Annotated in this window: 24 protein-coding genes and 5 pseudogenes; 14 read left to right on the forward strand and 15 right to left on the reverse strand. The window is 71.1% G+C overall.

What is annotated here, in order from left to right; genetic code table 11:
• A pseudogene (locus ABZ818_RS33615) lies at positions 1–86 on the forward strand (DUF2267 domain-containing protein); the annotation flags it as partial.
• Here the strand turns inward: ABZ818_RS33615 and ABZ818_RS33620 are convergent.
• Positions 50–829 (reverse strand): Tn3 family transposase, encoded by a 780-nt coding sequence (locus ABZ818_RS33620; protein ID WP_361423187.1) that lies wholly within the window; start codon positions 827–829, stop codon positions 50–52. The pseudogene ABZ818_RS33615 and the gene ABZ818_RS33620 overlap by 37 nt on opposite strands.
• 198 nt (positions 830–1,027) lie before the next feature.
• Between ABZ818_RS33620 and ABZ818_RS33625 the strand changes: the two genes are divergently transcribed.
• The 5 genes and pseudogenes from ABZ818_RS33625 (at position 1,028) to ABZ818_RS33645 (ending at position 5,080) form a co-directional block, all read left to right on the forward strand.
• Positions 1,028–1,654 carry a hypothetical protein gene (locus tag ABZ818_RS33625; protein ID WP_361423190.1) on the forward strand — a complete coding sequence of 209 codons (627 nt, stop codon included), beginning with the start codon at positions 1,028–1,030 and terminating at the stop codon, positions 1,652–1,654.
• A gap of 87 nt (positions 1,655–1,741) precedes the next feature.
• Positions 1,742–2,005 (forward strand): annotated as a pseudogene (locus ABZ818_RS33630) (tyrosine-type recombinase/integrase); the annotation flags it as partial.
• Entirely contained in the window at positions 2,005–2,328 is a 324-nt protein-coding gene (locus ABZ818_RS33635) for a helix-turn-helix transcriptional regulator (protein WP_361423193.1), read from the forward strand. The pseudogene ABZ818_RS33630 and the gene ABZ818_RS33635, both read left to right, overlap by 1 nt.
• A gap of 451 nt (positions 2,329–2,779) precedes the next feature.
• On the forward strand, positions 2,780–4,147 hold the full coding sequence (gene lysA, locus ABZ818_RS33640; RefSeq protein ID WP_361423196.1) for a diaminopimelate decarboxylase: 1,368 nt from the start codon (positions 2,780–2,782) through the stop codon (positions 4,145–4,147).
• Between the two features lie 9 nt (positions 4,148–4,156).
• Positions 4,157–5,080, forward strand: a complete 924-nt coding sequence (locus ABZ818_RS33645) for a LysR family transcriptional regulator (RefSeq protein WP_361423199.1) — start codon at positions 4,157–4,159, stop codon at positions 5,078–5,080.
• A gap of 166 nt (positions 5,081–5,246) precedes the next feature.
• On the opposite strand, the gene ABZ818_RS33650 is transcribed toward ABZ818_RS33645, so the two are convergent.
• The 7 genes and pseudogenes from ABZ818_RS33650 to ABZ818_RS33680 form a co-directional block, all read right to left on the reverse strand.
• Positions 5,247–6,095: a serine hydrolase gene (locus tag ABZ818_RS33650; RefSeq protein WP_361423202.1), complete on the reverse strand. Its 849-nt coding sequence runs from the start codon at positions 6,093–6,095 to the stop codon at positions 5,247–5,249.
• A complete protein-coding gene (locus ABZ818_RS33655; RefSeq protein WP_361423205.1) occupies positions 6,092–7,720 on the reverse strand; it encodes a D-aminoacylase in 1,629 nt (542 codons plus the stop codon). The genes ABZ818_RS33650 and ABZ818_RS33655 overlap by 4 nt, the downstream gene beginning before the upstream one ends.
• Entirely contained in the window at positions 7,720–8,493 is a 774-nt protein-coding gene (locus ABZ818_RS33660; RefSeq protein WP_361423208.1) for an amino acid ABC transporter ATP-binding protein, read from the reverse strand. The genes ABZ818_RS33655 and ABZ818_RS33660 overlap by 1 nt, the downstream gene beginning before the upstream one ends.
• Complete coding sequence (locus ABZ818_RS33665) at positions 8,490–9,494, reverse strand: amino acid ABC transporter permease (protein ID WP_361423211.1); 1,005 nt, start codon at positions 9,492–9,494, stop codon at positions 8,490–8,492. The genes ABZ818_RS33660 and ABZ818_RS33665 overlap by 4 nt, the downstream gene beginning before the upstream one ends.
• Before the next feature lie 8 nt (positions 9,495–9,502).
• Positions 9,503–10,387: an ABC transporter substrate-binding protein gene (locus tag ABZ818_RS33670; protein ID WP_361423214.1), complete on the reverse strand. Its 885-nt coding sequence runs from the start codon at positions 10,385–10,387 to the stop codon at positions 9,503–9,505.
• Positions 10,388–10,519: 132 nt separating this feature from the next.
• Positions 10,520–10,807: a hypothetical protein gene (locus ABZ818_RS33675; RefSeq protein ID WP_361423216.1), complete on the reverse strand. Its 288-nt coding sequence runs from the start codon at positions 10,805–10,807 to the stop codon at positions 10,520–10,522.
• Positions 10,808–11,451: 644 nt separating this feature from the next.
• A pseudogene (locus ABZ818_RS33680) lies at positions 11,452–11,532 on the reverse strand (AAA family ATPase); the annotation flags it as partial.
• Between the two features lie 67 nt (positions 11,533–11,599).
• On the opposite strand from ABZ818_RS33680, the gene ABZ818_RS33685 reads away from it, so the two are divergent.
• Positions 11,600–11,950, forward strand: coding sequence for a hypothetical protein (locus ABZ818_RS33685; RefSeq protein WP_361423218.1), 351 nt, complete (start codon positions 11,600–11,602; stop codon positions 11,948–11,950).
• 24 nt (positions 11,951–11,974) lie between these two features.
• Here ABZ818_RS33685 and ABZ818_RS33690 read toward each other — a convergent pair whose 3' ends face one another.
• A complete protein-coding gene (locus ABZ818_RS33690; RefSeq protein WP_361423221.1) occupies positions 11,975–12,508 on the reverse strand; it encodes a hypothetical protein in 534 nt (177 codons plus the stop codon).
• A 60-nt stretch (positions 12,509–12,568) separates the two neighbouring features.
• Complete coding sequence (locus ABZ818_RS33695; protein WP_361423224.1) at positions 12,569–12,754, reverse strand: hypothetical protein; 186 nt, start codon at positions 12,752–12,754, stop codon at positions 12,569–12,571.
• Between the two features lie 264 nt (positions 12,755–13,018).
• On the opposite strand from ABZ818_RS33695, the gene ABZ818_RS33700 reads away from it, so the two are divergent.
• Genes ABZ818_RS33700 through ABZ818_RS33725 form a run of 6 tightly spaced genes read left to right on the forward strand, consistent with a single transcriptional unit; the run spans position 13,019 to position 20,363 of the window.
• Positions 13,019–13,666, forward strand: coding sequence for a choice-of-anchor M domain-containing protein (locus ABZ818_RS33700; RefSeq protein ID WP_361423227.1), 648 nt, complete (start codon positions 13,019–13,021; stop codon positions 13,664–13,666).
• Positions 13,663–15,414, forward strand: a complete 1,752-nt coding sequence (locus ABZ818_RS33705; RefSeq protein ID WP_361423230.1) for a choice-of-anchor M domain-containing protein — start codon at positions 13,663–13,665, stop codon at positions 15,412–15,414. Before ABZ818_RS33700 ends, ABZ818_RS33705 begins: the two co-directional genes overlap by 4 nt.
• A gap of 32 nt (positions 15,415–15,446) precedes the next feature.
• Positions 15,447–16,991, forward strand: coding sequence for an anchored repeat ABC transporter, substrate-binding protein (locus ABZ818_RS33710; RefSeq protein ID WP_361423233.1), 1,545 nt, complete (start codon positions 15,447–15,449; stop codon positions 16,989–16,991).
• Positions 16,988–18,766 carry a TIGR03773 family transporter-associated surface protein gene (locus tag ABZ818_RS33715; protein ID WP_361423236.1) on the forward strand — a complete coding sequence of 593 codons (1,779 nt, stop codon included), beginning with the start codon at positions 16,988–16,990 and terminating at the stop codon, positions 18,764–18,766. Before ABZ818_RS33710 ends, ABZ818_RS33715 begins: the two co-directional genes overlap by 4 nt.
• Entirely contained in the window at positions 18,763–19,515 is a 753-nt protein-coding gene (locus ABZ818_RS33720) for an anchored repeat-type ABC transporter ATP-binding subunit (protein WP_361423239.1), read from the forward strand. Before ABZ818_RS33715 ends, ABZ818_RS33720 begins: the two co-directional genes overlap by 4 nt.
• Positions 19,512–20,363, forward strand: a complete 852-nt coding sequence (locus ABZ818_RS33725; protein WP_361423242.1) for an anchored repeat-type ABC transporter permease subunit — start codon at positions 19,512–19,514, stop codon at positions 20,361–20,363. The genes ABZ818_RS33720 and ABZ818_RS33725 overlap by 4 nt, the downstream gene beginning before the upstream one ends.
• Positions 20,364–20,627: 264 nt before the next feature.
• On the opposite strand, the pseudogene ABZ818_RS33730 reads toward ABZ818_RS33725, so the two are convergent.
• A pseudogene (locus tag ABZ818_RS33730) lies at positions 20,628–21,058 on the reverse strand (ADP-ribosylglycohydrolase family protein); the annotation flags it as partial.
• Positions 21,059–21,078: 20 nt separating this feature from the next.
• On the opposite strand from ABZ818_RS33730, the pseudogene ABZ818_RS33735 reads away from it, so the two are divergent.
• Positions 21,079–21,237 (forward strand): annotated as a pseudogene (locus tag ABZ818_RS33735) (mercuric reductase); the annotation flags it as partial.
• Positions 21,238–21,301: 64 nt separating this feature from the next.
• On the opposite strand, the gene ABZ818_RS33740 reads toward ABZ818_RS33735, so the two are convergent.
• From ABZ818_RS33740 to ABZ818_RS33755, 4 genes are all read right to left on the reverse strand, one after another.
• Entirely contained in the window at positions 21,302–22,066 is a 765-nt protein-coding gene (locus ABZ818_RS33740; protein ID WP_361423245.1) for a class I SAM-dependent methyltransferase, read from the reverse strand.
• Between the two features lie 67 nt (positions 22,067–22,133).
• Positions 22,134–23,318, reverse strand: a complete 1,185-nt coding sequence (locus ABZ818_RS33745) for an aminotransferase class V-fold PLP-dependent enzyme (protein ID WP_361423294.1) — start codon at positions 23,316–23,318, stop codon at positions 22,134–22,136.
• On the reverse strand, positions 23,318–24,625 hold the full coding sequence (locus ABZ818_RS33750; protein ID WP_361423248.1) for a pyridoxal-phosphate dependent enzyme: 1,308 nt from the start codon (positions 24,623–24,625) through the stop codon (positions 23,318–23,320). Before ABZ818_RS33750 ends, ABZ818_RS33745 begins: the two co-directional genes overlap by 1 nt.
• Positions 24,622–26,091: a Y4yA family PLP-dependent enzyme gene (locus ABZ818_RS33755; protein ID WP_361423251.1), complete on the reverse strand. Its 1,470-nt coding sequence runs from the start codon at positions 26,089–26,091 to the stop codon at positions 24,622–24,624. Before ABZ818_RS33755 ends, ABZ818_RS33750 begins: the two co-directional genes overlap by 4 nt.
• Positions 26,092–26,228 lie beyond the last annotated feature (137 nt).

Consider the following 26,228-nt stretch of genomic DNA (forward strand, 5'->3'; position numbering starts at 1 on the left):
CCGCCGGCGAGGACCTGCTGGGCCAGATCCTGCTCCAGCTCCCGGCCGGCTACGACCTGCTCTTCGGCCACCCCCAGCCCACCTGACCATCCCGCTGGCCGGTGCCCGGGCACCGGCCACAGCAAGAAAGGCAACCACCCCAGTGATCTCCGACCGGCACGTACCGCCCCAGCAGCCGTACGGGACGGTGCTCGGTCAGGTACGGCGAGATGTGCGCCAGGTCTTCCGGGTCGATCACCCATCCCTCCTCCAGCAGCTGGCGGACGATCTCCGCGATGTCCAGGGCGTTGTGGAAGATCACCGCGTTCGTGAGCAGCGCGTTGAACTTCATCGCCTTCTCCTGCTCGATGGGGTCGTTGTCGGCGATGACGCCACGGTTGCCGAAGCCGATCCACTGGGAGAACCGGTTGAACGACTCCACCTTGTTGGTTGCCGCCGTCACCCGCCGGCGCAGCGGCGCGTCGGAGAGGTAGCGCAACAGCTGGACGGTGCGGATCACGCGGCCGACCTCGCGGAACGCGGTGTAGGTGGCGTTCTTCCGCGATCCCGAGCGAAGCCGTTTCAGCAGCGTCGACGAGGAGATCGCCCCTTCCTTCACGGAGACGACCACGCGCATCAGCTGGCGGAACTGGGACTCGATCAGGTCGAAGTCGATGACGTTCTTGCCCGGCTCGCCGAACAGGGCGTCGATGTGTACGTACTCCGTCTGCTTGGAGGGCCGGTAGAAGGTCAGTTCCTTCCAGGTCCTGATGTCTCTTCTCCCTTGAGTTCGTTGGAGCTGCCGGGTGCCTGTGCCTGCCCCTGCCGTTGCTGGCCTGGGACGTCGCATGGCGGATCTGCACGTCGGCCAGAGTTGACGGGTCATCGGGATTCCTGAAATATTCGCCTCCTTGTTGATCGATGTGTTGCATTTATGAAGGCGAGGTCGGCGGTGTCGCTGGCACTGGTGCGTGACCTTCGCTCGGTCCGGCCGACCCCGACGGATGAGGACCTCGATGCCTTCGAGTAGGACCTGGTGGCCGGCTTCGTGCTCGCGCGATCCGCGGCAGGAGTGGAGGACGGGTCGATCCAGGCCGAGATCAGGGCGGTGTCGGAGTTCCGGGACTCGATGGGGCGTCATCTGTGGACGGCCCGCCCGGACGATGCCGATCGATTCCTCGGTGAGCGGTGCCGGGGTCAGTCCCACAGCACGGTCAGCGGTAAAGCCTTCGGTGTTTCGGTGTTCTTCGAGTACCTGGAACTGCGGCACCACGCGGAGATCTACGCGCTGACCGGCGACCTCGTGCAGTGCCCAATCGACGAGATGAACCGGCCCCGGGACGGCTGGAAGCTCAACATCCGCATCCCGCCCGGTGACGCCGAGATCGACAAGCTCTTCGACGGCTGGCGAGACCACGTCGCCACGACACGTAAGTTCCTGCCCGCTGCCCGCAACTACACCGCCGCGAAGCTGTGGTCCCAGGTGGGCCTGCGCATCGGGGAATCGACCCGGCTCGACATGGTCGACCTGAAATGGGAGTTGGGGCCGCTGGGCAAGGTGCACGTGCGGTTCGGCAAGGGCTCGCGACGCCGCGGGCCCAAGCAGCGCATTGTGCCGCTGATCAACGGGGCCCGCGACCAGGCGGTGTGGTTCGTCGAGGAGGTCCGCGGGTAGTTCGACGACGCCTGGGACCAGCGGGCCGCCCCCTTTCTCGTCTCCGAGCGCCGCGCGGCCGACGGGTCGTGCGGCCGGGTCAGTACCGAGACGCTGAGGGCCGGCCTGGCCAGGGCCGTCGAGCGGCATCTGCCGTCCTGGCAGGGACGCTTGAGCCCCCACGTCCTCCGGCACTACTGCGCGTCGTCGCTGTATCGCAACGGTGTGGATATCGTCGCGATCCAGGAGCTCCTTGGCCACGAATGGGTCGCCACCACGATGGGGTACATACACGTGCATAACAGTCATATCGAAGACTCCTGGGAGAGGGCGGCGGACCGCTCGGCGGCCCGGCTGGGCGGGGTGAGGTAATGAAGTGGGACCTGCGGATGGCGGCTGCCCGCCGTGAGATCTGGAAGGCCAGCGATATGCGCAGGCTGCTGGCCGAACGCGGACTGGAGATCAGCGTCGGGAAGATGTCGTCCCTGTGGTCTGGGCAGCCGACCTCGATCCGGCTCGATGACCTGGAGGTCATCTGCCACGTGCTCGGCTGCGGCCCCGAGGAGTTGCTGTTGCGCGAGCCCGGAAAGGTCCAGGCTCAGCCAGTCGCCGACGTCGGCACGCAGGATGTCGCGGTCGGGCAGGCGTCCGTCGTCAGGCCGGTCCGTCGCAGTGGCCGTACGGCACCGCCGTGAACAATCGCGAGGCGTTCATCGCTGCCCTGCGAGGCGAGTTGGTCTGTTCCGGCTGCGGCGTCCGGCCGCCTCGGACCTCCAAGCACCGGCGGTGCTGGGAAGGTGCGCGCGACGGCGGGGTGGCTCCGACCTGCCGGGGGTGCGGCGGCGCGCGCGGCCAGCAGATGCGCGGCCTCGCGCAGCGTTACGAGCGCCGGGTCCTCCTCGAACTGCCAGGGGTTCCAGGCGCACTTTTCCGCGCGGGCGGGCACAGACCGCCAAGCTCCTGATCACGCGCCCCACCAGCGAAATCATGGTGAGGCTGCGCATCCACGGCGGCGGTCCGGCCGGCCCGGAGCATCGGGATTCCTGAGGCTCAGCCCCGGAAGAATGCGCTTTTTCCGCCCCGGTCCCAGACCGCAGGATGGCTGCGAGCCGGTCGCTCCCCCCAGCCGGTGTCGAGGGAGGAACTGTGTCGTCAGCCATCGAAGCGGGTTTGCTGCCCCTCACCGCCGAGGTCCGTCCGGAGGGGCTGGCCGTCGGCGGGATCCTGCTCACCGAACTGGCGCAGCGCTTCGGCACACCCCTGTTCGTCTACGACGAGGAACACCTGCGCCGGCGCTGCCGGGAGGCGGTCGCCGCGTTCGGCCGGGGCCACGTGGCCTACGCCTCCAAGGCCTTTCTGTGCACGGCCATGGCGCGGCTGGCCCACGAGGAGGGCCTCCTGCTCGACGTCGCCTCCGGCGGCGAGCTACGGGTGGCCCTGCACGCGGGCGTGCCCGCCGACCGGATCGTGCTGCACGGCAACAACAAGGACGAGGCGGAGCTGCGCACCGCGCTCCTGGCCGGGGTACGGCATGTGGTGGTCGACAGCTTCGACGAGATGGAGCGGATCGAGCGCCTGCACGCCGAGGAGCACCTGCCCGCGGCCCGGGTCCAGCTCCGGGTGGCGCCCGGTGTCGCCGCGGGCGCCCATGAGGCAATCCGGACCGGGGGCCACGACTCCAAGTTCGGCTTCGGCATCTCCGACGGAGCCGCCGCGGCCGCCGTGGGCAGGGCTCTCGGGTCTCCTGCGATGATCCTGGAAGGCGTCCACGCCCACGTGGGCTCCCAGGTGCTGGACGCGGTGGAGCTCGCGCGGGGAGCCGCGGCCGTCGCCCGGTTCGCGGTGGAGGTACGGGCACACCGGCTCACCGTCGGAGGCGGGCTCGGAGTCGCGTACGAAGCCGGTCAGGTCGCGCCGTCGTTCGCGGACTGGGCCGCGCGGATGCGGGACGCGGTGCGCGGCTCGGGCTGGAGCGGTGAGGTGACCGTCGAGCCGGGGCGTTCCATCGCCGCCCGGGCGGGGATCACCCTGTACCGGGTGGGCACGGTCAAGCGGATCGAGGGCGTGCGGACGTATGTCGGCGTCGACGGCGGGATGAGTGACAACCTCCGCCCCGCCCTTTACGGCAGCCGGTACGAGGCGTTTCTGCCGCGCTGCCCACGAGCGCCGCGACCGCTGCGCGCCCGCGTGGTCGGCAAGCACTGCGAGAGCGGTGACGTGATCATCGACGATGCCGCGCTGCCCGCCGACCTGCGTGTGTCGGACGTGCTGGCCACGCCCGTCACCGGCGCCTACGGCTACGCCATGGCCTCCAACTACAACAAGCTGCCACGTCCCGCCGTTGTCTTCGTGGCCGACGGCCGTGCCCGCGTCGTGGTCCGGCGCGAGACCGACGAGGACCTGCTGCGCCTGGACGTCTCCGAAGCGGCCGACGCGGCGGTGGCGGCGTCCCTCGGCATGATGCGGTCCGGTACCGGGGACCCGGTGCGGGCGCAGACCGCCGGGGCGGCCTAGCCTGGCCCGATGCTCAACAGCGCCCGTCTGCACGTTCTGCTGGAGATCGCCCGCAGGGGCACCATCGTGGCCGCCGCCCAGGCGCTGCACCTGAGTCCGTCGGCGATCTCGCACCAGCTCGCGCGGCTGGAGCAGGAACTCGGGGTGGCGCTGGTGGAGCGGGCTCCGCAAAGCCTGCGGCTGACGGCCGCGGGAGCGAGGCTCGCCGAGCACGCCCAGGCGATCGCGGATCTGATGGCCGTCGCGCAGGACGATCTGCGGGCGCACTCCGAGGGCGAGGCGGGGCTGCTGCGGCTCGGCTTCTTCGCCTCCTCGGGCCTGGACCTGCTGCCGCGGACGCTGTCGGCCTTCGCGGCCCAGCGACCGCAGGTCGAGCTGGAGCTGATCATGGGCCAGCCGCACGAGCTGGTGCCCGACCTGGAGGCGGGCCGGCTGGACGCCGCGGTGGTCTTCGAGCACCCGCTCGACCCCTGGTGCCGCCAGGCCGCCGTGGAGGTGGAGATGTTCTTCGAGGAGCCGCAGATGGTGGTGGTGCCGCTGCGGCACCGCTTGGGCCGGCGCACCGCGGTCCGGCTGGCCGAGCTGGAGGGCGAGAGCTGGATCGGCACCCGCGGCGGCGACACCGGCGAGCCGGTCCTGGAACGCGCGTGCGCGGCCGAGGGATTCCGCCCCCGGGTGCGCTGCCGCAGCGACCACTACCAGGTCACCGTCAACCTGGCCCGGGCGGGGATGGGAATCGCGCTGGTCCCGGCCCTCGGGCTCGGCGACACTGCGGGGGTGCATGTCTGCCGGCTGGACCATCCCCAGCTGCACCGGCGGATCGGCGTCGCCACCCGGGGCACGAACCGCAATCCACTGCTGCGGGACTTCCTCGTGGAACTGCGGTCCGCCGCCGCCGAGGTGCGGTCGCTGCTGGAGATGCAGTGGTCGTGACCGCGACCATGCCGGCAGAAGCGTAGGCGCTCACCGCGCCGGCCACGCCGCCGGCCCGGCGGAGTGCGCGATCCCGGCGCGGTCGGCGTGGGCGTGGCCCCAGCCGGTCCGCCCTGGCGGGGGACCGGCTGCGGCGTGCGGCACTTGGCGTGCCGGGCAGCCACGGTCACGCGCGGGCGCGGCTGCGGTGGGCACAGTCCGCGAGGGCACGGCCCACCTCCCGGATGGCGTGCACCGCGGCCCGCTCGGTGCTGGGCCCCAGGTCCGTGTCCCAGTGCGCCACCACCGCGTACGCCAGCCGGCGTGTCCCGATGAACACGCCCGCGTCGGCGCGCACCCCGGCGTCGGTGCCGGTCTTGTTGGCCACGAGGAGCCCACCGGGCAGCGGCTCCGGGAATCCCGGGGCGTACGGGTCGTGCCCGACCAGCGCGGGGACCAGGCCGTGGTCGGTGTTGGCGCGCATCCAGCCCAGCAGGCGCGCGGAGGCGTCCGGCGAGCCCATGGTGCCGCGTACCGCGTGCGTCACCAGCCGCGCCAGGTCACGGGCGGTACCGGTGGCGAACACCGGCGGCACATCCGGGCCGCGTACGTCGCGGACGACGTCGTGCAGAGCCAGGTGGTCGAGCCCGAGCCGTCCGGCCAGCCGCGCGGTGGACTCGCGCCCCACCAGCCGGAGCAGCGCGTTGGTGGCGGTGTTGTCGCTGACCGAGGCGGTCAGCCAGGCCAGGTCCTCGATGGTCCAGCCGCCGCGGCCCAGCCGGCGCAGCAGCCCGGTACCGCCCGCCACGTCCTCGTCGCGGATCTCGACGGGCCGGCCGGCATCCAGCTCACCGGTGTCCAGACTGCGGGACACCTCGGCCAGCAGCAGTAGTTTCGAGGCGGAGGCGACGGGCAGCACGGTGTCGTCGTCGACGCCCACCGTCCGGCCGCCGTCCACGTCGACGGCGGCCACGGACAACGTGAGCGGCAGCGCGGCCGAACGGCGCGCCGCCGCGGCCACCTGGGCCAGACTCATCGGACTCTCACCACCTCTCCCGCCCTCACCGCGGTCGGGCGGCCGCCGCGTACGGCCGTCCGCCCCGCCACCACGACGGTGCCGACGCCCTCCGGGACCTCCAGCGGCCTGTCGAAGGTGGCGCCGTCGCGGACGGTGGCCGGATCGAGCACCACCAGGTCGGCGATCGCACCGTCGCGGACCACACCGCGCCCGGTGAGTCCGAACCGCCGGGCGGGCAGTCCGGTCATCTTGTGCACCGCGGTCTCCAGCGGCAGGAGCCCCTGGTCGCGCCCGTAGTGTCCGAGGACCCGGGGGAAGCTGCCCGCCCAACGGGGGTGCGGGCGGCCCGGTTTGGGTACGCCGTCCGAGCCGATCATCGACAGGGGGCTGGCGAGCACCCGGCGGACGTCGTCCTCGCGCATGGAGTGGCTGATGATGGTCACCTCCCCTTGCTCGGCCAGCAGCAGGTCGCACACGTAGTCCACCGGCTCGACGCCGCGCTCGGCGGCCAGCTCGGCGATGCGACGGCCCTCGGCCTCGGGGTGTGTCTGGGCGGCGGCCACCGCGATGAGGTCCCAGCCCCCGTTCCCCACCGTGTTCTCCCAGCCCTCGACACCGCCGCCGATGTCCGCCCGGATGCGGTCGCGCACCTCGCTCCGGCGCAGCCGTTCCAGCAGGGCACCCACGCCGCCCTCGCTGGTCCACGGAGGCAACATCGCGTGCAGGACGGTGCTGCCCGCAGTGTAGGGGTACACGTCGCAGAGCACGTCGACGCCCTCGGCGCGTGCGCGTTCCAGCCGGGGCAGGGTGCGCAGGGTGGCTCCCCAGGCGTGGCGGCCTGCGGTCTTGTGGTGGGAGATCTGCAGGGGTGCGCCCGAGCGCACCGCGATCTCCAGGGCCTCCTCCAGGGCGGTCTCCACCTGTGACATCTCGTCACGCAGGTGGGTCACGTACGGCTTGCCGTGGTGTGCGGCGACGCGGGCCAGCGCGACGATCTCCTCCGTGTCGGCGTAGGTGCCGGGCGGGTAGATCAGCCCGGTGGACAGGCCCGCCGCGCCCTGGCTCAACGCCTGGTCGAGCAGTCGGCACATGGTCTCCAGCTCACCGGGCTTTGGCGGGCGGGCCTCGAAGCCCATCACTCCGGCGCGGAGCGTGCCATGGCCGACCAGTGAGGCGAGGTGGGTCCGGCGCAGGTCCGGGTCCTGCCCGGCGGCGAAGGCCTCGAAGTCCACGGCCGGCTGGATTGGGCCGAGACCGAAGGTGACGCGCAGGTGCTCGGCGAGTTCCGGCAGCCGCTCGGGCAGTGAGGGGAACAGGCTGGTGCCGCAGTTTCCGCAGATCTCGGTGGTGACGCCTTGGAGCAGCGGCGCCAGGCGCAGATCCTCGACCGCCTCGGCGGCGTCCGCGCCTGCGTCCGCGTCGTAGGGTGCGGCGAGGGCGTCGGAGTGCGTGTGTACGTCGATGAACCCGGGTGTGACGACCTGCCCTTCGGCGTCCACGACCTCGGCCGCGTCGGCCGGAGCGCCCGGGGGAAGCACGGTGATCCTTCCGCCCGTCACCGCGATGTCCGCCTCGCGGGCGGGGGCGCCGGTGCCGTCGACGAGTGTGCCGCCGCGGAGCAGCAGGTCCATGGGGCGGCCCATCACAGCACCGTGGACAGAAAGGCCCGCGTGCGCTCGTGCCGCGGGTCGGTGAACAGCTCGTCCGGGCGTCCGGCCTCGACGACGGCTCCCTCGTCCATGAACAGGACGCGGTCGGCCACCTCGCGGGCGAAGCCCATCTCATGGGTGACCACGATCATCGTCATCCCGCTGCGGGCCAGGTCGCGCATGACGCCCAGGACCTCGCCGACGAGTTCGGGGTCGAGCGCGGAGGTGGGTTCGTCGAAGAGCATCAGCGTCGGCTCCATGGCCAGGGCGCGGGCGACCGCCACCCGCTGCTGCTGCCCGCCGGACAGCTGGCCGGGGTAGTGGCCGGCGCGGTCCGCGAGACCGACGCGGTCCAGCAGCTCACGGGCCTGCTGCTCGGCCTGGGCGCGGTTCCGGCCCTTGACCGCGAGCGGACCCTCCATCACGTTCTGCACCGCGGTGCGGTGCGGGAAAAGGTGAAAGCGCTGGAAGACCATGCCGATCCGCTCGCGCTGCCGCTGGATGTCGCGTGCGCGGCGTTCGCGCAGGGTGCGGCCGGAGGTGCCGTGCTGCTCGTAGCCGACGAGTTCGCCGTTCACCCAGACGCGTCCCGCGTCGATCCGTTCGAGGTGGTTGAAGCAGCGCAGCAGGGTCGACTTGCCGGACCCGGACGGTCCGATGACGCACAGCACCTCGCCGGCGCGGACGTCGAGGTCGATGCCCTTCAGCACCTCGGTGTCGCCGAACCGCTTGCGGACCCCGCGGGCCCTGAGGACCACGTTGTTCACGATGCCGTCTCCTTGGTGACACGCCCGGGTACGAGGTTGGCCAGGACCCTGCGGCGCAGTGGCGGGGCGGCGCCGGGGCTGAACCGGCGCTCTACGGCGTGCTGGGCGACGCTGGCGATGGTGGTGAGCACCAAGTACCAGATGGACGCCACCACCAGCAGCGCGATGACCTCGAAGTTGGCGAGGTACAGGTGCTGGGAGACGGTCATCAGGTCGGCGCCGGCGATGACCGAGACCAGCGAGGTGGTCTTGAGCATGGAGATGAACTGGTTGCCGAACGGCGGGATGATGACCCTCATCGCCTGTGGCAGGACGATACGGGTGAGGATCTTGCGGTGGGACATGCCGAGGGAGTCACCCGCCTCCCGTTGCCCGGGGTCCACGCTCTGGATGCCGGCCCGCACGATCTCCGCCATGTAGGCGCCCTCGTTGATGGACAGGCCCAGCAGCGCGGCCACGAATCCGGTGATGACCTGGTTGGACTGCCAGCTGACGAGCTTCGGCCCGTCGAACGGCACACCGATGCTGATCTCGGGGAACAGCAGGGCGAGGTTGAACCAGAAGATCAGCTGTACGAGCAGCGGTGTGCCGCGGAAGAACCAGGTGTAGGCGCCGGCGGTGAGGCGCAGCACCGGGCTGTCGGAGAGCTGCATCACCGCGGTGACGACCCCGATGGCGATGCCCACGGCCTGCGAGATGAGGGTGAGTTGGACCGTCACCCACAGACCTTCAAGGATCACGCTGTCGAACTGGTACTTGGCTATGACGTCCCAGTGCAGGTTCGGGTTGACGATGACGGTGTAGGCGAGCCACACCGCGAAGAGGACGGCGCCAAGGACGGCGAACCAGCGCCCCGGGCGGGGACGGCCGGTCACCTCCAGGGACAGGTCGTCCTCCTGGGGCGTCGGGCCGGAGGCGGCGGGTGCCGGTGTCCTGCTGGGCGCGGGTGCCTTGCCGGGTGCCGAGTCGGTTGGGCCGTGGCGGGTCATGTCCGTGTTCACTTCGGGACTCACTGCCCGCCGTTGAGGGTGGCCCGGGGGACGGCGCTGTCCGCGACGCCCCAGGTCCCCAGGATCTTCCGGTACTCGCCGTTGTCGATCAGGTCCTGAAGGGCCTTCTGGACGGCGTCGCGCAGACCGCTCCGGTTCTTCGCCACGGCGATGCCCCAGGGAGCGGCGCCGTACTGCGTCGGCAGCACCTGGTACGCGTTGCCCTTCTGCGCGAACATCTGGGCCACCGGATAGTCGACGATGGTCGCCACGGCACGTCCGCTGTCCAGTTGAAGCAGTCCGGTCGGTGCGTCCTCGCTCTGCGAGATCCGCATCTTGTCCTTGCACTTCGCGTTCTGTTGCTCGCCGATGTCCAGGTTCGAGCTTCCCTTGGCGAGGACGACGGCCTTGCCGCACAGGTCCGCAAGAGTCTTGATGCCCTCCGGATTGCCCTTCTTCGTCATGACGACGCCGCCGGTGCGGAAGTAGTCGACGAAGTCCACCGCCTGGCGGCGCTGGGCGCTGTCGGTCATGGAGGACATGGCCAGGTCGAAGCGTCCGGACTGCAGACCGGGGATCAGGCCGTCGAAGGCCGCGTTGGTGAGCTGGAGCCTGAGTCCCAGCTTCTTGGCGATCGCCCCGGCCAGGTCGGGGTCGACGCCGGTGAGTTCGGTGGTGCCCGGCTTGTACATCTCCATCGGCGGATAGCCGACCGCGGTGGCGACACGGAGCACACCGCTCTTCTTGTACTGCGCGGGCAGCAGGTCGGCGGCGGTCTTGCCGGCGGCGGTCTTCGGCTCGCTGCCGGACGGGGTGCTGCCCTGGTCGGAACGTCCGCAGGACGTGGCCGCGAGGGCGACCAGGGCCATTGCGGCCAGACAGCGCAGAGGACGGGGGCGTCTCATGGGGTTCTCCCTCACGCGGTGACGGTGCGCCGATGCTGGCAGCCGCCTGTCGGTGAATGGAAGATGATGAAGCTATTCACGGCTGAGCATCGAAATTGGTACTGCTCGCGGTGCCGAGGGGCGGGGCGCCGGTCAGTCAGGCGTCCCTACCTTGTTGATCGGGATGAGCGACTTGAGTGAGGAGCGAAGCTCCTCCAGGAACGGGATCACTCCGTGACGTTCCTCGATGTGGAAGCGGGTGACCGCGTCCACGCCTGCTGTCCTGGCACCCCGGTTGCCAGACGCCCGCTCCCAGGCCACCACCAAAGTGGCCCGGTCACAGACCAAGTTGAATACATCCTCGAACCGGCGATCCGGCTCGTTCCTTGCCCACCGGTGCAGCTTGATCTGATGATCGAGTACCCGTCGCGCGGCCGTCATGCTGCCCGGCCACGTTGTCGACAGTACGTCGTGTTCAACAACGTCCCTCCCCGACAGCAGTCATGCTGCCATCACACTGCCGCCCTTCCCCAAGTGACCGGCTTTCCCGGCCTCCGAGTACTACGGCGACTCCGCCACGATCTGGCGTCATCAGCGGGCGTCGCGCCTGCCCGTCGCCCGGCTGGCTGCCGGACGGGAAGGGCGATGCCAGATCGCTTCCCACGTTCACTGAGGATCTCTGTGACGGCTTCGGTGCCCAGCTATACCCCGGCAGCATCGCCACGGACCGCACATCGCAGTCTTGGTCCGGGCCTCCCGGCGTCCATAGGCTCAGGACGCCGAAAGAGGAGAGGCCATCGGATAGAGCACTCTCCAGCACTGCATAGCGGCCCATCCACCAGGTTCGGCAGGCCGCTGACGACTCACGGGACGTCAACCACTGGTGCAGTTTCCTTGCACCCATTCCGTCTTCGCTTGCGGGCACGAACCGTCTGGTGGTGTCGATCCGCCCCTACGTTGTCGAGGCTGCTTCCGGCCTCACCCCCAACCCGGGGATCAGCCTGCCTCCAGCTTCAACCGTTCACCGCGATGACCGGCGGCGGGCCTCTCATCTCGCGAGATCCATCAGCGCCTCGTGGCGCACAGCCGAGTTCGTCGATGCAGAGCAGGTCGAAGCGGCCGTAGCGGGCGATCGTCTTCGACAGCTGCTTCTCGTCGGCGGCCTGACGAGCTCACCGTTCCTCGTCCTCCAGTGCCCTGTGGGCCTGCCGGCGTTCCGCGCGCTCCTGGTTCGTGCGCATCGACCGGCACGGTCGCATCGCCCACCCGATGCACCGGCACGGCCAACAGATCGGAGACCCTTCCGGCCGGATCACCGGCGAAGGCATCGGCGACGCGGTGACCCGGGCCGCAACCCGCGCCGACCTGGCCGCCCCCACCGAACTGCTGCCCGACCTCCCACCCCGCTGGAGCGGACACAGCCTGCGCCGCGGGTTCGCCACCGCCGCCAAACAGGCCGGCGCCGACCTCATCGAGACCGGACGCCACGGCGGCTGGGTCGACGGCTCCAAGTCCCTGGCCGGCTACTTCGAGCAGGCCGGGATGTGGGACGAGACGAACCCGCTGTACGGCATCGGTCTGTAGGAGACGACCGGTGTCACGCACTGCTCACGGACACGAGCCTGATCGCCGAACCAGCTGCAACTGGAACGGCACATACGGGAGCCCCGGCATCAACATGCTGGGACTCCTCGTTTCTGCTCTCGACCGCAGCGCCTCCACCCGCGCCGACACCACCTCCATCCCGAACGCGGCGGCCATCTCCTGGCAGGTCATCGGCCCCTGCCCGAGCCGGGCCCGGTCCGCGAGCGCGTTGAGGATGCGCTGGTAGTCCACCGACAGCGCCGACCACGCCAGTCCCTCGCGCCACACCGGCACCTGCGACTTCGGCTTCGCCGCATCCCGGGGCGCCGACTGCGCGTCCGTATCCGGTGGATCCGGAACGGCCTTTCCCTCTGCGGTGCTGTTGCCCTCCGGAGCCAGCACGGTATCGACCCGCCTGCGGGCGATCGCCCACTCCTGCCATTCCAGCTCTGCCGCGGCCAGCTCGGCCTGGATGCGGTCGGCCTCCTCCCGCAGCCCGTCCACGCGACGGCGAGCAGCGAGCTCGTGCTCTTCCAGCAGTCCGGCAACCGACGGCATCCACAACCTCCCCAAGCAGTGACCACCCGACAGGCCACCACTCCCACGGAAGCACCGCTCCTATCCCCGACCAGCAGAAGCGCAGCGATCACGCCCGGAAAGGCAACAGCTTCTCAGGCCGTCGCGCTCGCCTGCGTCGACCTCTGCCTGCTTGACCCAATCGCGCACCGCGGTCTCGGTCAGGTCGAAGTCCTTGGCGACCTGGCCGACCGAGCGGTCACCGCGTCGGCACAGCTTCGAACCCATCGAAGTCTAAGGACGCCGACCTGACCGGTTCTCTTTTTCGGACCAGCGGCAAGGCCACCTTTATGGACAGGTATCTCTACCTTCTCCGTAGTTCTCGTCCGGGGAGCGAAGGGCAAAGCCGGACGTGTCGGCGCAGTTCGCCCGAGGTGTCAACGGGCCTTCCGTGAGGGGTCGTTGCTTGCTTCGCTCAGGTGAAAATGATTATCATCTCATTGTCCGGTGCATGCTCTCGTGCCTGCGCCCTTCTGATCCAGGAGGATCACTTTGCGTGCCCAAACCCGTGCTCTGACCCTCTCCGGTTCGCTTGCCGCCGCCCTCGCCGTCGTGGGGCTCGCCGTCACTCCCGCAGTCGCCGCCACGATGCTCAGCAACGGCCACGTGGACGTCCTGGAGGCCGACTGGGACGGGGCCAACCTGTCGCTCCACGTCCACGACGCGGGCACCAACACCGAGTACGCCCCGTCCGACGTGACCCTGTCCGTGCCGGCGGCGGCCAAGGCCGCCAACCCGGGATACGCGTTCCTGGGGACGGGCAGCGAGGTGTGGCTGCTGCCCGAGGACCAGGCGTTCGCCAACTCCCGGGGCGTGCTGTTCCCGGGGATCTCCACCGAGAGTCTCACTACTGGTGTGTTCGCGAACGACAGGGTGACGTACACCCTGGTGAGCGCCACCCGTGACGGGGCGGACAGCTCCGAATTCAGCGTCTACGCGGGCAACGGCAACCGCTGGTTCGACAGCAACACCAAGATCAGCACGTACAAGTCGAAGGCCTTCGGCGTCGCCACCCACAACCACGCGACCTGGGCCTTCGAGCAGCCCGGCACGTACAAGCTGACGTTCAAGGTGTCCGGCACCGTGGGCGGGGCCGCCAAGTCGGCGACCGAGACGTACACCGTCGTCGTCAGCTCATGAGGACGGCCCTGGCGCGCCACGGACGGGCGGTTGCCGTCGCGGCGCTGACCGTGGTGAGCGCGTTGTTCGTGGGTGCGGCAGGGCAGGCGGCCGGCAGTGGGGGGCCGTTCCCCGCCGCCGGTGCGGTCGTCCTGGACGCGGGTGAGATGGACCTCACGCCCCAACGGGTCAACGGCAGTCTGGAGTTGCTGATCGACGACCGCACCGGTGCGAAACCCGTCGCACGCAAGCCGGACGAGATCGTCCTGCACGCCGGAGAGGTCACCCGGGAGGAGGTCGTGTCGCCGGTGTACCCGATCCTCGGGGAACTGGTCGACGCCTACTTCCTGAACGGATACGAGGGCGCCGGACAGGTCTTCGCTCCGGAACCGGGATGGAACGGCAGCCGGGCGGGCGCCGACTCCGAGGTGCGGCTCTCCGGATTCCAGGGTCCTGGGCAATTCGCCCTGTACACGTACACCCGGCAGATGGACGAGCGCGACGAAGAGCCGGTGGAACACCTCAACAGCGCTGACAGCCCGTACAGTTCCTTCACTCTGGCCGCGGACCAGCAGCGGGCGGTTCCCACCTGGGGGTTCACCGAGGCCGGGGTCTACCGGCTGACCTTCACGGTGACCAGTGGCGGTGACAGCGACACCGCGACACTGGCCGTCGTCGTCGGCGACGACGTGGACTCGTCCAAGGTGCCGCCCGGCGACGGGTCCACGCCGGCACCGACCACCTCTGCCCCCGGCCCCGGCGGTGGCACGCCGACACCTGGTGTGACGCCGAGCGCGCCGCTCGCGCACGTCATCGACAACGGCCACCTCGACCTGGCTGCCCGGCCCCTCGGCCATACGCTGCGCTTCCAGATCAAGGAGGGCGGCGCCAAGTCGTATGCCTGGTACGAGCCCGGCGAGGTCGTCCTCCATGTGAAACCCGGCGCCAAACGGCGGATCCCGGACGGGTACGACTTCCTCGGCCCGGTGGGCGCCCCGGTCTGGTGGCTGCCCATGCAGCAGCGCCAGGGGCTGGTGTGGCCCGGGTGGAGCACCGAGGAGTACACCGAGCAGGCCCTGCGCGGCGACGTGACCTTCCGGCTCGACTCGGTCCAGGGTCCCGGCGCGGTGGCGGTGTTCACCGCGGGCTCCATCGGCGAGGTGAACATCGGACTGAACAGCGGGGACGGCCTGCCGGACAGCCTCCGGCACTCCGCGCACGCCCACAGCCACTGGAACTGGACCTTCACCAAGGAGGGCGTGTACCGGACGACGTTCACCGTCAGTGCGACGCTCGCCGACGGAACGCAGGTCAGCGACACGGGGACGCTCGCCTGGGCGGTCGGTGACGTGGACCCGACGACGGTCCACCCCGGCTCGGGCGACGAGCCGACGGCGACCCCGACGGCCACGCCCTCGTCGGCTCCCTCCTCGCCATCGCCCCCCGCCGGGCCGACCGGAGAGCCGACGGCCTCCGGTTCACCGAGCGCGTCGGCGCCCGCGGCCGATCAGTCGCCCAACGCCCCGGGCAGCGACGGGGGTTCGTCGACCGACGGCGGTACGGGGACGGGCGGGACCGGCGGAAGCACAGGCGGAAGCACGGGCGGAAGCACCGGCGGCAGTGGCGGTGGGAGCACATCGCCGACCGGCAGGCTCGCCTCCACCGGCGCCACGGTTGTCGTGGCCGGTGGCCTGGCTCTGGCAGCGCTCCTCACCGGCGCCGTCACCGTCCTCGCCGTACGCCGCCGTCGGCGCCTCACCGCGCCGTGACAGCCCAGCAAGGACCAGAGAGGAGTACCCCCATGCGGGGTCACCCCAGACGCACCACCGTCGCACTCGCGGTCACCGGCGCCCTGCTCGCCGGCGCGGGGGCCACCGCCTGCGGCGGCCCCCGCGCCGGTTCGTCCGACGCCGCGCTGACCGTGTCGGCGACCACCCCAGTCATCGCCGACCTGGTCCGACAGGTCGGCGGCGACCGCGTCGCCGTCACGTCGATCGTGCCGCACCACGGCGACCCGCACTCCTACGAGCCCAGCCCCGGCGACGCGGCCAAGGTCGCCAGGGCGGACATCGTGTTCAGCAACGGGCTGCTCCTCGAAGAGCCCGGGATCATGAAGATGGTCCACAACAACGCTCCCAGGTCAGCACCGAAGATCCCGCTCGCCGAACGGCTGGAGCAGTACGGCGGCACGGTGATGAGGTTGAAGGAGGACCTGGGCCTGGACGTGCTGTGGCTCGGCTGGGCCGTCGAGGGCGAGGTCCCGGGCGACGGCTCCCAGGTCCGTACCACGGTCACACGGCTGGAGGGCCCCGGCGACCTGCGGGTCTACCTCACCGACACCCTCGGCACACCGCAGGTGTACGTCGACTCGGCGGACGGGCTCGACGCCAAGGACTCCTTCACCCTGCCGCCCGAGGCGCACACCCACGTCAACTGGGCGTTCAGCAAGCCCGGTACGTACCGGCTCACCGTCAAGGGCCAGACGGAGACCCTGGACGGGAAGACTACGGACATCGGCAGCGGCACCTTCACCTTCACCGTCGGGGACGCTGCCCCGGCACCCGAGGCCACCACCGTCCTCGACGGCGGCCACGCCGACGTCACACTCAACGCCGAGACCCACAAGGTCTACGTCCGCGCCGACGGCGGAAAGCCCGGGGAACGGATCCGTCATCCCGCCGGCGACGTGGTGCTGAACGTGCCCGACCGCGCGAAGGAGTCGGTGCCGAGGGAGAAGCCGTACGCGTTCCTCGGCCGGCCTGGGGACGACGTGTGGGTGCTTCCCCAGGCCGTCATCGGCAAGCACGTCCACGGGGACCTGGACCCGCATGCCTGGGAGGACGTGGCCAACGCGCAGGCGTACGTCCGCCGGATCGAGGCCCAGCTGGTGAAGGCGGACCCGGACGGGCGCAGTACCTACGAGAAGAACACGCGCGCCTACCTCAAGACGCTGGGCAGGCTCGACGCTGACGTCGCGGCCAAGCTCGCGACCGTACCGGAGCGGAACCGGAAGCTGATCACCACGCACGACGCATTCGGTTACCTCGCCCGGGCGTACGGGATGGAGGTGGCCGGGTTCGTCGTCCCGGTACCGAACCAGGAGCCGAGCGCCGCCCAGGTGGAGCAACTCGGCCGGACCATCCGTGAGAAGAAGGTTCCGGCCGTCTTCCTGGAACCCAACCTCGCGTCCCGCGCCGACGTGCTGCGCAGGGTCGCCCGCGACCAGGGCGTCGGGGTCTGCACGATCTACGGCGACTCATTCGACGACAAGGTCGACGACTACGTATCGATGATGCGGCACAACGCGGACGAACTCGCGCGGTGCCTTGGGAAGGACGGCCGATGAGGGACACACGGAGAATGCGGGTGGCCGTGACCGTCGCGCTCGCAGCCACGCTGGTGGGCGGCGGGACGGCGGTCGCGGAGGCCCGGGACGACGCCGGCCCCGGGCTGGAGCGGTCCGGGCAGGACGACTCACCCATGGGCGGGTCCGAGCCGGGCCGGATCGGTTACGCGGACGGGGTGCTGAGCCTGGACTGTCCGGTCGACGCAGCACCCGACGAGCACCGGGCTCCGGACGGCGACATGAACGGCGGGGCAGCGCTGGACGGCGAGGCCCGAGCGGCGCATGTGCTGCGCGTTCCCGACATACAGGTCGCGGACGGCCCGGCGCCCGGGTGGGACACCACACAGGTGCCCGATGGCACTGTGGACCGGGACACCGTGCGGTGGTCGCTGACCGGACTGGACGGCCCCGGTGACTTGCGGATCCGCTCGGTGGAAAACCCGCACACCGTCCTGTTCGACAGCGCCGACGGCCTGCCCGACGGTTACGACCTCCCCGTGGGAGGCCGAGGCGTCACCCGGTGGGAGTTCACCGCCAAGGGCACGTACCGGCCGAGCTTCACCGCCGAGGCGCGGACGGTCGACGGGCGGGACCTGAGCGTGGAGGCCGTCTGCACGGTGCTCGTCGGCGACGAGGCGATCGCCCGAGCGGACGGCGAAGGCGGCACAACGCCCGAGGACCGCACCCCGGGCGGGCGCGGGATCCCGCAGGGCGACGCCTCCACCGCGGAACCGGTGGCGACCGCTCCCCGGTATGCCCACCAGCTGGTCACTCTGCTGGACGCGTCCCCGCAAAGCCCGGGCCCCGCACTTGCCGCACGCACCGCCGACACCGGCAAGGCGTCCGCCCGCGAGACGGACTCGTCCACCTCCTCGGTGATCTCGACGAAGAAGGTCATCGACCAGGGCCATATCGACTTCGCCGCCCGCGTCGTCGACAAGCAACTGCGGCTCCACATCAAGGACGGCACGGAGGCCGGCAGGACCGTCTGGCGGGAACCGTCCTCCGTCGTCCTGCACGTCAAACCCGAGGCGAAGAAGACGCTGCCGGACAGCAAGGCCTTCGCGTTCCTCGGCAAGCCCGGCGATCAGGTCTGGCTGCTCGACCAGGTGCAGCAGCCGGGGCTGCTGTGGCCCGGCTGGTCCACGGACAACCTCGACGCGGGGGCGACGAAGGGCGGCGTCACGTTCTCACTGACCCGCGTCGAGGGCCCCGGTGCGTTCGCGCTCTACACCTTCGACGCGATGTCCGGCGCGACCGTCCTGCTCAACAGCAAGGCCGGGGGGCCCGACTCCTTCGACGTCGCCCCGAACACACACGCCCACGGCGGATGGGCGTTCACCAAGGAGGGCACGTACCGGCTGACGCTCAGGATCAGCGGGAAGCTCACGAACGGGACGCCGGTCAGCGACACTCGCACCGTGGCGTTCGTCGTGGGCGGGGGCGACCCGAACGCGGTGGAGCCCGGCTCCGGCTCGGGCGGCGACGGTGCGTCCAGCGGCGCCGGCACGGACGGCTCCAACGGCCCCTCCGGCTCGGGTGGTTCAGGCGGTTCGGGTGGATCGTCCCACGGCTCCGGGTCGGGGTCGGGTGGCGGCTCGTCGGCCGGCGGCCAGTCACCGGGCGGAGGCGGCTCCATGGCCTCCACCGGCGCCGGGCAGACCGCCCTGGCTGGCGGTGCCGCTGCGGCTTCTGCCGCGCTGGGGACGGCGTTGGTCGTCCTCACCCGTCGTCGCCGGCGCGGCACGCCCGCTGAGGAGGACGGCGACGCATGACCGAAGCCTCACCGCCCCCGTCGCCCCTGCTGGAGGTCGACGACGTGAGCGTCACTCTCGGCGGTCGTCCCGCCGTCGAGGACGCCCACCTCCACCTCTACCCGGGCGATCTGCTGGGCCTGCTCGGCCCCAACGGCGCGGGCAAGACCACCCTGTTGCGTGCCGTCCTCGGGCTGGTCCCGATCGCCCACGGCCAAGTGCGCATCAGCGGCCTGTCTCCCGCCCGGACCCGGCACCTGGTCGGATACGTACCGCAGCGGCACGAATTCGCCTGGGACTTCCCCATCGACATCGCAGGCGCGGTGCTGTCCGGCCGGACCCGCTTCCGGGGCCTGCTGCGGCGCACCCGGCCCGCCGACCGGGAGGCCGTCGACCGGGCACTCGACCTTGTCGGGCTCACCGCGCTGCGGCGGCGCCCGATCGGTGAGCTGTCGGGCGGCCAACGGCAGCGCGTGCTGGTGGCCCGCGCCCTCGCGAGAGAGCCCCAACTCCTCCTTCTGGATGAGCCGTTCACGGGCGTGGACGTCCCCACCCAGGAACTCCTCAATGACCTCTTCGGCCGACTGGCCGCCGACGGCAAGGCCTTGCTGATGACGACCCACGACCTCGCGGCGGCAGCCCGGACGTGCACCCGGGTGGTGCTGCTCAATCGGACGGTCGTCGCCGAAGGTGGCCCCCGGCTGCTGGCCGACCCCGAGCAGATGCTGCGGGCCTTCGGCCTGGACACCGCGATCGGGGCCGCCGCGTGACACTCGTGGAATTCCTCACCGAACCATGGCACCTCGTCTTCATGCGGCGGGCCTTCGCGGTGGCCGTCGTCACCGGCCTGGTGTGCGGGGTGGTCGGTGTGTACGTCGTCCTGCGCGGCATGGCGTTCATCGGTGAGGCGGTGTCGCACTCCGCGTTCCCCGGAGTCGCCCTCGCCTATGCCTTCCAGGGCAACCTGCTCCTCGGCGGCGCACTCGCCGGCATGACCACGTCGCTGCTGATCGCGCTGGTCACGCAGAACCGCCGTCTCAAGGCGGACACCGTCATCGGGGTCTTCTTCTCCTGCGCGTTCGGGCTCGGCATCGTGCTGGTGTCCACTCGGGACAGCTGGTCCACCGACCTGTCGTCGTTCCTCTTCGGGCAGGTACTCGCCGTGGGTCCGGAGGACGTGTGGACGGCGGCGGGCGTCGGCGCGGTTCTGGTCGCTGTCGTCCTGCTGTTCAGCAAGGAACTGGTCGCGGTCAGCCTCGACCGCGAAACCGCCCGGGCCGCCGGGCTCCCCGTCCTCCGCCTCGACCTGATCCTCTACGCCATCGTCACCGCCACGATCGTGCTGTCCCTGCAGGCGGTCGGAAACATCCTCGTCCTCTCGCTCCTCATCACCCCCGCAGCGACGGCCCGCATGCTCACCGACCGCCTGTGGGCCATGACACTGCTCGCCTCACTCCTCGGCGGAACGGGAGCCCTGGCCGGGCTGTACGTCTCGTACGCGTACGACCTGGCGGCGGGCGGCTCGATCGTCTGCGTCCTGACGGCGGTGTTCGCGATGGTGTGGTGCGCGGCGCCACGGCACGGCCTCCTGCGAAGGCTCCGGCCGCAGGCCGCGTAGCGGCCCAAACCGGCTCCGGCACATGGGGCGGCCCGCACCCGCCGGAGCCGGTGCGGGTCGCCTGTTCAGCGGTGTCATCCTGGGTGCCTGGTCAGCAGAGCGTCGTGCCGGCCGGCGCCTGGGCGGCTCCCCGAGGATGCACGACGTCTGCTCCCGACTCCCCGGACGGGAGCCGGACGTCACACGGTCCGCGCCCAGTCACGCGTTCAGTCATCGGCCGGGAGCACGAGACCGTAGCGCAGTACGGGGCGGCATCAAGCATGATCAGTCGGTGCGGACGGCCAGCCGCAGGGTCCGCTCCACCAGTTCGCTGATGCGGACGCCGTCGAAGCCGAAGACTGCGCTGCGGACCGTGTCCTCCAAGAGGTCCTTCCACTGGGCCGGGATGGCCGCCGCGTCCGTCAGGACGCCGGCCACCAAGCTGGCCGTCGCGCCGTTGGAGTCGGTGTCCAGGCCGCCTCGGACGGTCAGCGTGACGGTGCGGGTGAAGGCGCCGTCGCCGGAGAGGAGACCGGCCGTGAGGACGGCGGCGTTCGGGACGGTGTGGATCCAGCCGAGGCCCGCGGTCTCCTCCGCGAGCGTGGTGAGGGTGTCCTCCCAGGGCATGCGTGTCGCGTGCAGGGAGATCACCTCACCCGGCGTACTGTGCGGGCCAGGCGGCCGCTGGCCGGGATCACTGTGAGCGCGGTGTCGAGCTCAGCGCGCCGAGAACCACCTGCTGGACGTCGCCCTGAACGGCGGTGGCACGCGCAGGATCGAGGCGGCCCATTACCTGGTCGCGTCCGGCTCCGCGCCCTGGGCCCCTCCCGCCGACGGTCTGGAGCAGGCCGGCTACCTGACCTCCACCACCGCGATGGAACTCAACGTGCTGCCCCGGTTGGCGGACGTCCTGGGCCTGTCGGCACAGTCGAACCCGCCCCGCGCCCCAACTGTGAGCCTCAGCGGACGGCGGTGAGGACGTGGCTGGCGCCGAACTGCCAGACAGGCGCGGCTTCGCGGAAGCCCGCGTCGTGCAGGTGGGTGAGGTGGCGGCCGAGGCTGAGGTGGTTGTTGGGGGTGGTCGCGTGGTCGTGGTGGCAGCGGGCGTCGTGTAGGACGGAGAGTTCGGGGGCGTCTGCGGCTGCGGCCCACCAGGCGTCCCAGTCCTCGTGGCGGTGAGCGCGCAGCCGCTCGGCGCGGCGAGTGCCGACCTGGGTGGCGATCCGGGCCAGCGCGGGGGTCCCCAGCGGCAGGTGGTCGGCGTTGACGAGGACGCCGCCGGGGCGCAGCAGCTCGGCGAGTTCCCGGTAGAGGGCGCGCAGCCCGGGCTCGGGCAGGCAGTGCAGGGTGGTGGTGGAAACGGCGGCGTCCAGCGGGCGGTCGAGGCCGAGTAGATCCGTCCAGCCCTCGGTGCCGATGACGGCCTGCACGTAGCGGGCGGCGCCGGGGTGGCGGGTGCGCGCCAGTTCCAGCAGCAGCGGGTCCATGTCGACGGCGACGATCTCGGCGTCGGGCAGCCGCGCGGCCAGGCGCGCGGTGAGGGAGCCGGGTCCGCAGCCGAGGTCGACGACCAGGGGGCGGCCCTGGTCGGCTGTGACGTGCTCGACGATGTCGGCGATCACGGTGAAGCGTTCCTCGCGGTCGATCGCGTAGCGCTGCTGCTGGTGGTCCCAGCGCTGGATCCAGTGGTCCGCGGCGGCCTTGCTGAGCTTACTCAGTGCCATGGTGTCGAAGCCTACTAGTGAAAATCGTTTCCACTAAATCGGATGCGGCAGTCGGGTGTCCCGCCGCTCACGCGAGGGACGTGAGCGCATCCAGCAGGCGGTCGATCTCCTCGGGGGCGCTGTAGGCGTGCAGGCTGACCCGCACCGAGCCGGTGCGTTCGCCGCCGCCGGCCTGACAGTGGCTGTCGGAGCGGACCATGAAGCCGCGGTCGTAGAGGATGAAGCCGAGGTCGCCGGAGGGGATCTCGCGGTGCCGGAAGGATACGATGCCCTGGCGCTGCTGCACGGCGGTGTCCGCTGCCAGGCTCTGCTGGCAGCCCAGGACCTGGTATGCGTCCAGGCCGCGTAGGCCCTCGGTCAGGCGTGCGGCCAGCGCCACCGTCCAGCGCTCGATCCGGTCCACCCCCGCGGCTCCGAACCACTCCAGGGCTGCGGCCAGCGAGGCGATCCCGGCGGTGTTGGGGGTGCCGGCCCAGCCGCCGGGGCGGAAGGCGGGGCCGCGGGACTGCCGGGCCCAGACGGCGCCCGTGCCGGGCAGGGCCATCGCCTTGTGGCCGGAGAAGACGGCGAAGTCCACGTCCAGCGCGGTCGGAGAGACCGGAAGGTGGCCGACACTCTGCGCGGCGTCCAGGCAGATCACCGCGTCCGGGCTCAGTGCCTCGCGGACGCGGTGGACGTTCATGTCGCCGCCGTAGACGTGGTGGACGTGGGTGACGGCGGCGAACCGGATGCGGTGCCCGGCGGCGATCCGGGCCAGCGCCCGGTGGTCGTAGTCACCGGAGGACGCCTGGTAGGGCATCTTCACGACCTCGACGCGGACGCCCTGACGGGCCAGCAGCTCGCACGTCTCCAGCCAGGGCGAGAGGTTCGCCTGGTGGTCGGCGTGCGGGAGGAGGACGGCGTCGCCGTCGGCGAGGAAGGCGGGGAGCCAGTCGCGGGCGATGGCGCGCAGGCCCTCGGTCGTGCCGCTGGTGAAGCGGACGGTGGAGCGCTCGGGTTCCGGGTCGCGCAGGAACTCCTTGACTAGCTGCCGGGTGTGCTCGACCAGTTCGGTGGTGCGGTTGGCCCAGGGGTAGGTGCCGCGCCCCGCGTTGGCGTTGGCGGTGGTCAGGTAGGTGTGCACGGCGTCGAGCACGGCTTGCGGTTTCTGCGCGGTGGCCGCGCTGTCCAGGTAGGCGAGTTCGGGGTGGGCGGTGAGAATGGGGAACTGCGCGCGCAGCTCACGGTGCCAGCTCAGCAGCTCGTCCACGATCACTCCCGCACCAGCGGGGCGCCCGCGTCGCGCCAGGCGACGATGCCGCCGTCGAGGCTGCGCACGTCCGGGTGGCCCATCCGGGTCAGCAGGGCGGCGTAGCGAGCGGACTGCTCGCCGACCGGGCAGGCCAGCAGCACCGGTCGGCTATGGCTGAACGGCAGCCCGCCGTGCAGGAGTTCGCCGAACACCTCGTCCACGATGTTGACCGAACCCGCGATGTGCAGGGCGGCGAAGGCGTAGGGGCTGCGCACGTCGACCACCAGCGGCCGGCCGTCGGCGATCCAGCGTTGCGCCTCGGTGACGCTGATGGCCGGTGCGGCGCGCAGCTCGGTCTCGGTGAGGTCGGCGAGCGAGTGCCTGCGGCGCAGCCGGCCCAGCAGCTCGGGGCGGCGCTGACGGACGTAGCCGAGGTAGCTCTCCACTCGGTCGCAGACGATGAAGACGGCGGTGCCGCGGGCGTCCTGTTCGCGCAGGTGGCGCATCGCGCCGAAGTACGCGGCGCCGCCGGTCGGCCCGGCGAGGATGCCGCAGCGGCGGTTGAGGGTGAGCATGCCGTCGATGGCCTGGTCGGAGGTGACGCTCTCCAGGACGTCGTAGGTCTGCGGGTCGAACAGGCCGACCTCGTGCGCCTCGTCGATGGTGCGGATGCCTGGCACGAAGTCGGACTTGGCGGCAACCAGGCCCACGACCCGCACCGTCGGGTCGTGGTGGCGCAGGACCCGGGCGACGCCGGTGGAGGAGCCCGCGGTTCCCACACAGGCGATGAACCAGTCGGGGACGTGGCCGTCCAGGTCCTTGACGATCTCCGGGCCGGTGCCGGTGGTGTGCGCCTCGGTGTTGTGCTCGTTGAAGTACTGGTCGGTGTGCAGGTAGGCGGTGCCGGAGTCGGCCAAGGCGCGGTGGAACAGTGTGAGCGGGTCGTCGGTGGCGGTCGGGTCCAGGCACTCGCTCTGGCCGGGCAGTTCCTCGATCTCCGCGCCGAGCAGCAGCAGGAGTTCCTTGATCTCGGGTATCCGCATGCGGTTGGTGACGCTTTTGAAGCTGAGGCCGTGCATGCCCGCGATGACGGCGAGTGCCTTGGCGGTGTTGCCGCTGGAGAGCTCGACCAGTTGGCTGCCCTGTTCGACAGCGGCGTCCAGGTGGGGGCGGGCCATGTGCCAGGCGGCACGGTCCTTCACCGAGCCGAAGGGGTTGAGCAGTTCCAGCTTGGCGTACAGCTCCACCTCCGGCAGGCGATGCACCTGCGGGTCGATGCGGACCAGCGGGGTGTTGCCGATGGCGTCGGTGATGCGGTCGTACCTCACGGCGCTTGCTCGCCTCCCGGGGCGGATCTCGGCCAGTACTCCTTGTCCAGGCACCAACGCCAGGCGCTGTCCGGCTCCTCCTGCCAGGCGGCGACCTTGCGGGCCACGGGCTGGTTCTGGGCGCGGGTGGCATGGAAGTCCATGCAGTACCCGGCGGTGTTGGTGAACGCCAGCAGGTCGCCGGGGCGCGGACGGCGCGGAAGGTGCACGATCCGCCGGGTGATCAGGTCGGTCTCCAGGCAGAGGTTGCCGAAGAGGTGTACGGCGACGGGCCCGGCGGGCGCGGGCCTGCGGGGGACGAGCACCGGGTCGACCAGGACGCCGTGCTCCTCCAGGCCGATGTCGTGGGCGTTGGCGGCCAGCCGGACCCACAGCGGGTCGCCGTCCTCGTCGTCGCGCACCTCCAGGACCCGGGCCAGAGTGAGGCCGCACTGGTCGAGCAACGCCCGGCCGGGCTCGGCGTGCAGATCGTACAGGTGCTCCAGCAGCAGCGCGGCCAGCGGGCGGTTCCCGAGCGAGGCGGCACGCTGGGAGAGCAGTTCGTCGAGGTAGCGCGGGCCGGCGACCGGCCGGTAGGCCGGGTACAGGCCGAGGCTGCCGCGCAATGTGCCGTGCTCGACGCGCAGGCCGTAGCCATGGCCGCCCCAGGCCATCGGCGGCCGGGTGGCGAGGACGGCGTTCGCCAGCTCGGTGGTGTAGCGCTCCCATTGGGCGCCGTGGGCGAGGTAGTTGGCGCCGAACCCGCCGCCGATGTCGAGGGCGCGGGGACGCAGTCCGCGGCCGCGCAGCTCCTCCAGCACCGTCAGGCAGCCCTCCACAGCCGCGGCCTTCTCGCCGATCGCCGTGGTGTCCAGGTGGTAGGAGACGCCAACCGGCTCGACCGCGTCGCCGTGCCGCTCCAGGGCCTTCAGCAGCGCGTCCGTCTCCCGGACTCTGGTGCCGAAGCGGCTGGGGCAGGAGAGGGTGTGTACCCCGCCGCCCCGGAAGGCGGACAGCCGCGGCAGCACGTTCACCCGTGGTAAGCCCTGCTCCCGCACCAGGGCGGCGACCTGGTCCAGTTCCTGGCGGGAGTCGGGGGCGACGGTGGCCCCGGCGCGGACGGCCAGCCAGAGGAACTCCGGGGTCTTCGGGCCGGTGGCCGTGATCCGATCGCCGGTGAAACCGCAGGCCAGGGCATGCTGCAACTCGCCGAGTGAGGCGACGTCAACGTCGACGTCCGTGGCGGCGAGGCGGCGCAGCAGGGCACTGGAACGATTCGCCTTGTGGGCGTAGCAGATCCGGCCGCCGAGGCGGTGGCGGCGGTAGACGGCGCGGAAGGCGTCCGCGTTCCGGGCGATCTGCTCGGGAAGGACGACCGCGAGCGGGGAACCCAGCGCGTCCGCGAGGGTGTGCAGCAGCGCCTGCCGCTCCAGCAGGGCGGCAATGGGTGCCCCCAACTGCGGTTCCAGGTAAAGGGTGTCGCCCATGCCGTACAGCCCGCCCCTCCCACGTCCACGCCGCCCCGGCTGCCTCCTGCACTAAGCCCTTCCCCCAGCGCCCCGGTTTACGCCCTGCGCGGTCCGAAGACGACGAGAGGTGAGCCGCCCGGCCGGCGGTCCCGTAG

The sequence above is a fragment of the Streptomyces sp. NPDC047453 genome, from assembly GCF_040643155.1.
Lineage (GTDB): Bacteria > Actinomycetota > Actinomycetes > Streptomycetales > Streptomycetaceae > Streptomyces.

Coding starts and splice junctions, on each gene's coding strand:
- ABZ818_RS33675 (WP_361423216.1), bottom strand. CDS start 10,807: ATGACGGCCGCGCGACGGGTACTCGATCATCAGATCAAGCTGCACCGG.
- ABZ818_RS33620 (WP_361423187.1), bottom strand. CDS start 829: ATGCGACGTCCCAGGCCAGCAACGGCAGGGGCAGGCACAGGCACCCGG.
- ABZ818_RS33645 (WP_361423199.1), top strand. CDS start 4,157: ATGCTCAACAGCGCCCGTCTGCACGTTCTGCTGGAGATCGCCCGCAGG.
- ABZ818_RS33695 (WP_361423224.1), bottom strand. CDS start 12,754: ATGGGTTCGAAGCTGTGCCGACGCGGTGACCGCTCGGTCGGCCAGGTC.
- ABZ818_RS33755 (WP_361423251.1), bottom strand. CDS start 26,091: ATGGGCGACACCCTTTACCTGGAACCGCAGTTGGGGGCACCCATTGCC.
- ABZ818_RS33710 (WP_361423233.1), top strand. CDS start 15,447: ATGCGGGGTCACCCCAGACGCACCACCGTCGCACTCGCGGTCACCGGC.
- ABZ818_RS33720 (WP_361423239.1), top strand. CDS start 18,763: ATGACCGAAGCCTCACCGCCCCCGTCGCCCCTGCTGGAGGTCGACGAC.
- ABZ818_RS33705 (WP_361423230.1), top strand. CDS start 13,663: ATGAGGACGGCCCTGGCGCGCCACGGACGGGCGGTTGCCGTCGCGGCG.
- ABZ818_RS33690 (WP_361423221.1), bottom strand. CDS start 12,508: ATGCCGTCGGTTGCCGGACTGCTGGAAGAGCACGAGCTCGCTGCTCGC.
- ABZ818_RS33650 (WP_361423202.1), bottom strand. CDS start 6,095: ATGAGTCTGGCCCAGGTGGCCGCGGCGGCGCGCCGTTCGGCCGCGCTG.
- ABZ818_RS33715 (WP_361423236.1), top strand. CDS start 16,988: ATGAGGGACACACGGAGAATGCGGGTGGCCGTGACCGTCGCGCTCGCA.
- ABZ818_RS33635 (WP_361423193.1), top strand. CDS start 2,005: ATGAAGTGGGACCTGCGGATGGCGGCTGCCCGCCGTGAGATCTGGAAG.
- ABZ818_RS33740 (WP_361423245.1), bottom strand. CDS start 22,066: ATGGCACTGAGTAAGCTCAGCAAGGCCGCCGCGGACCACTGGATCCAG.
- ABZ818_RS33655 (WP_361423205.1), bottom strand. CDS start 7,720: ATGGGCCGCCCCATGGACCTGCTGCTCCGCGGCGGCACACTCGTCGAC.
- ABZ818_RS33670 (WP_361423214.1), bottom strand. CDS start 10,387: ATGAGACGCCCCCGTCCTCTGCGCTGTCTGGCCGCAATGGCCCTGGTC.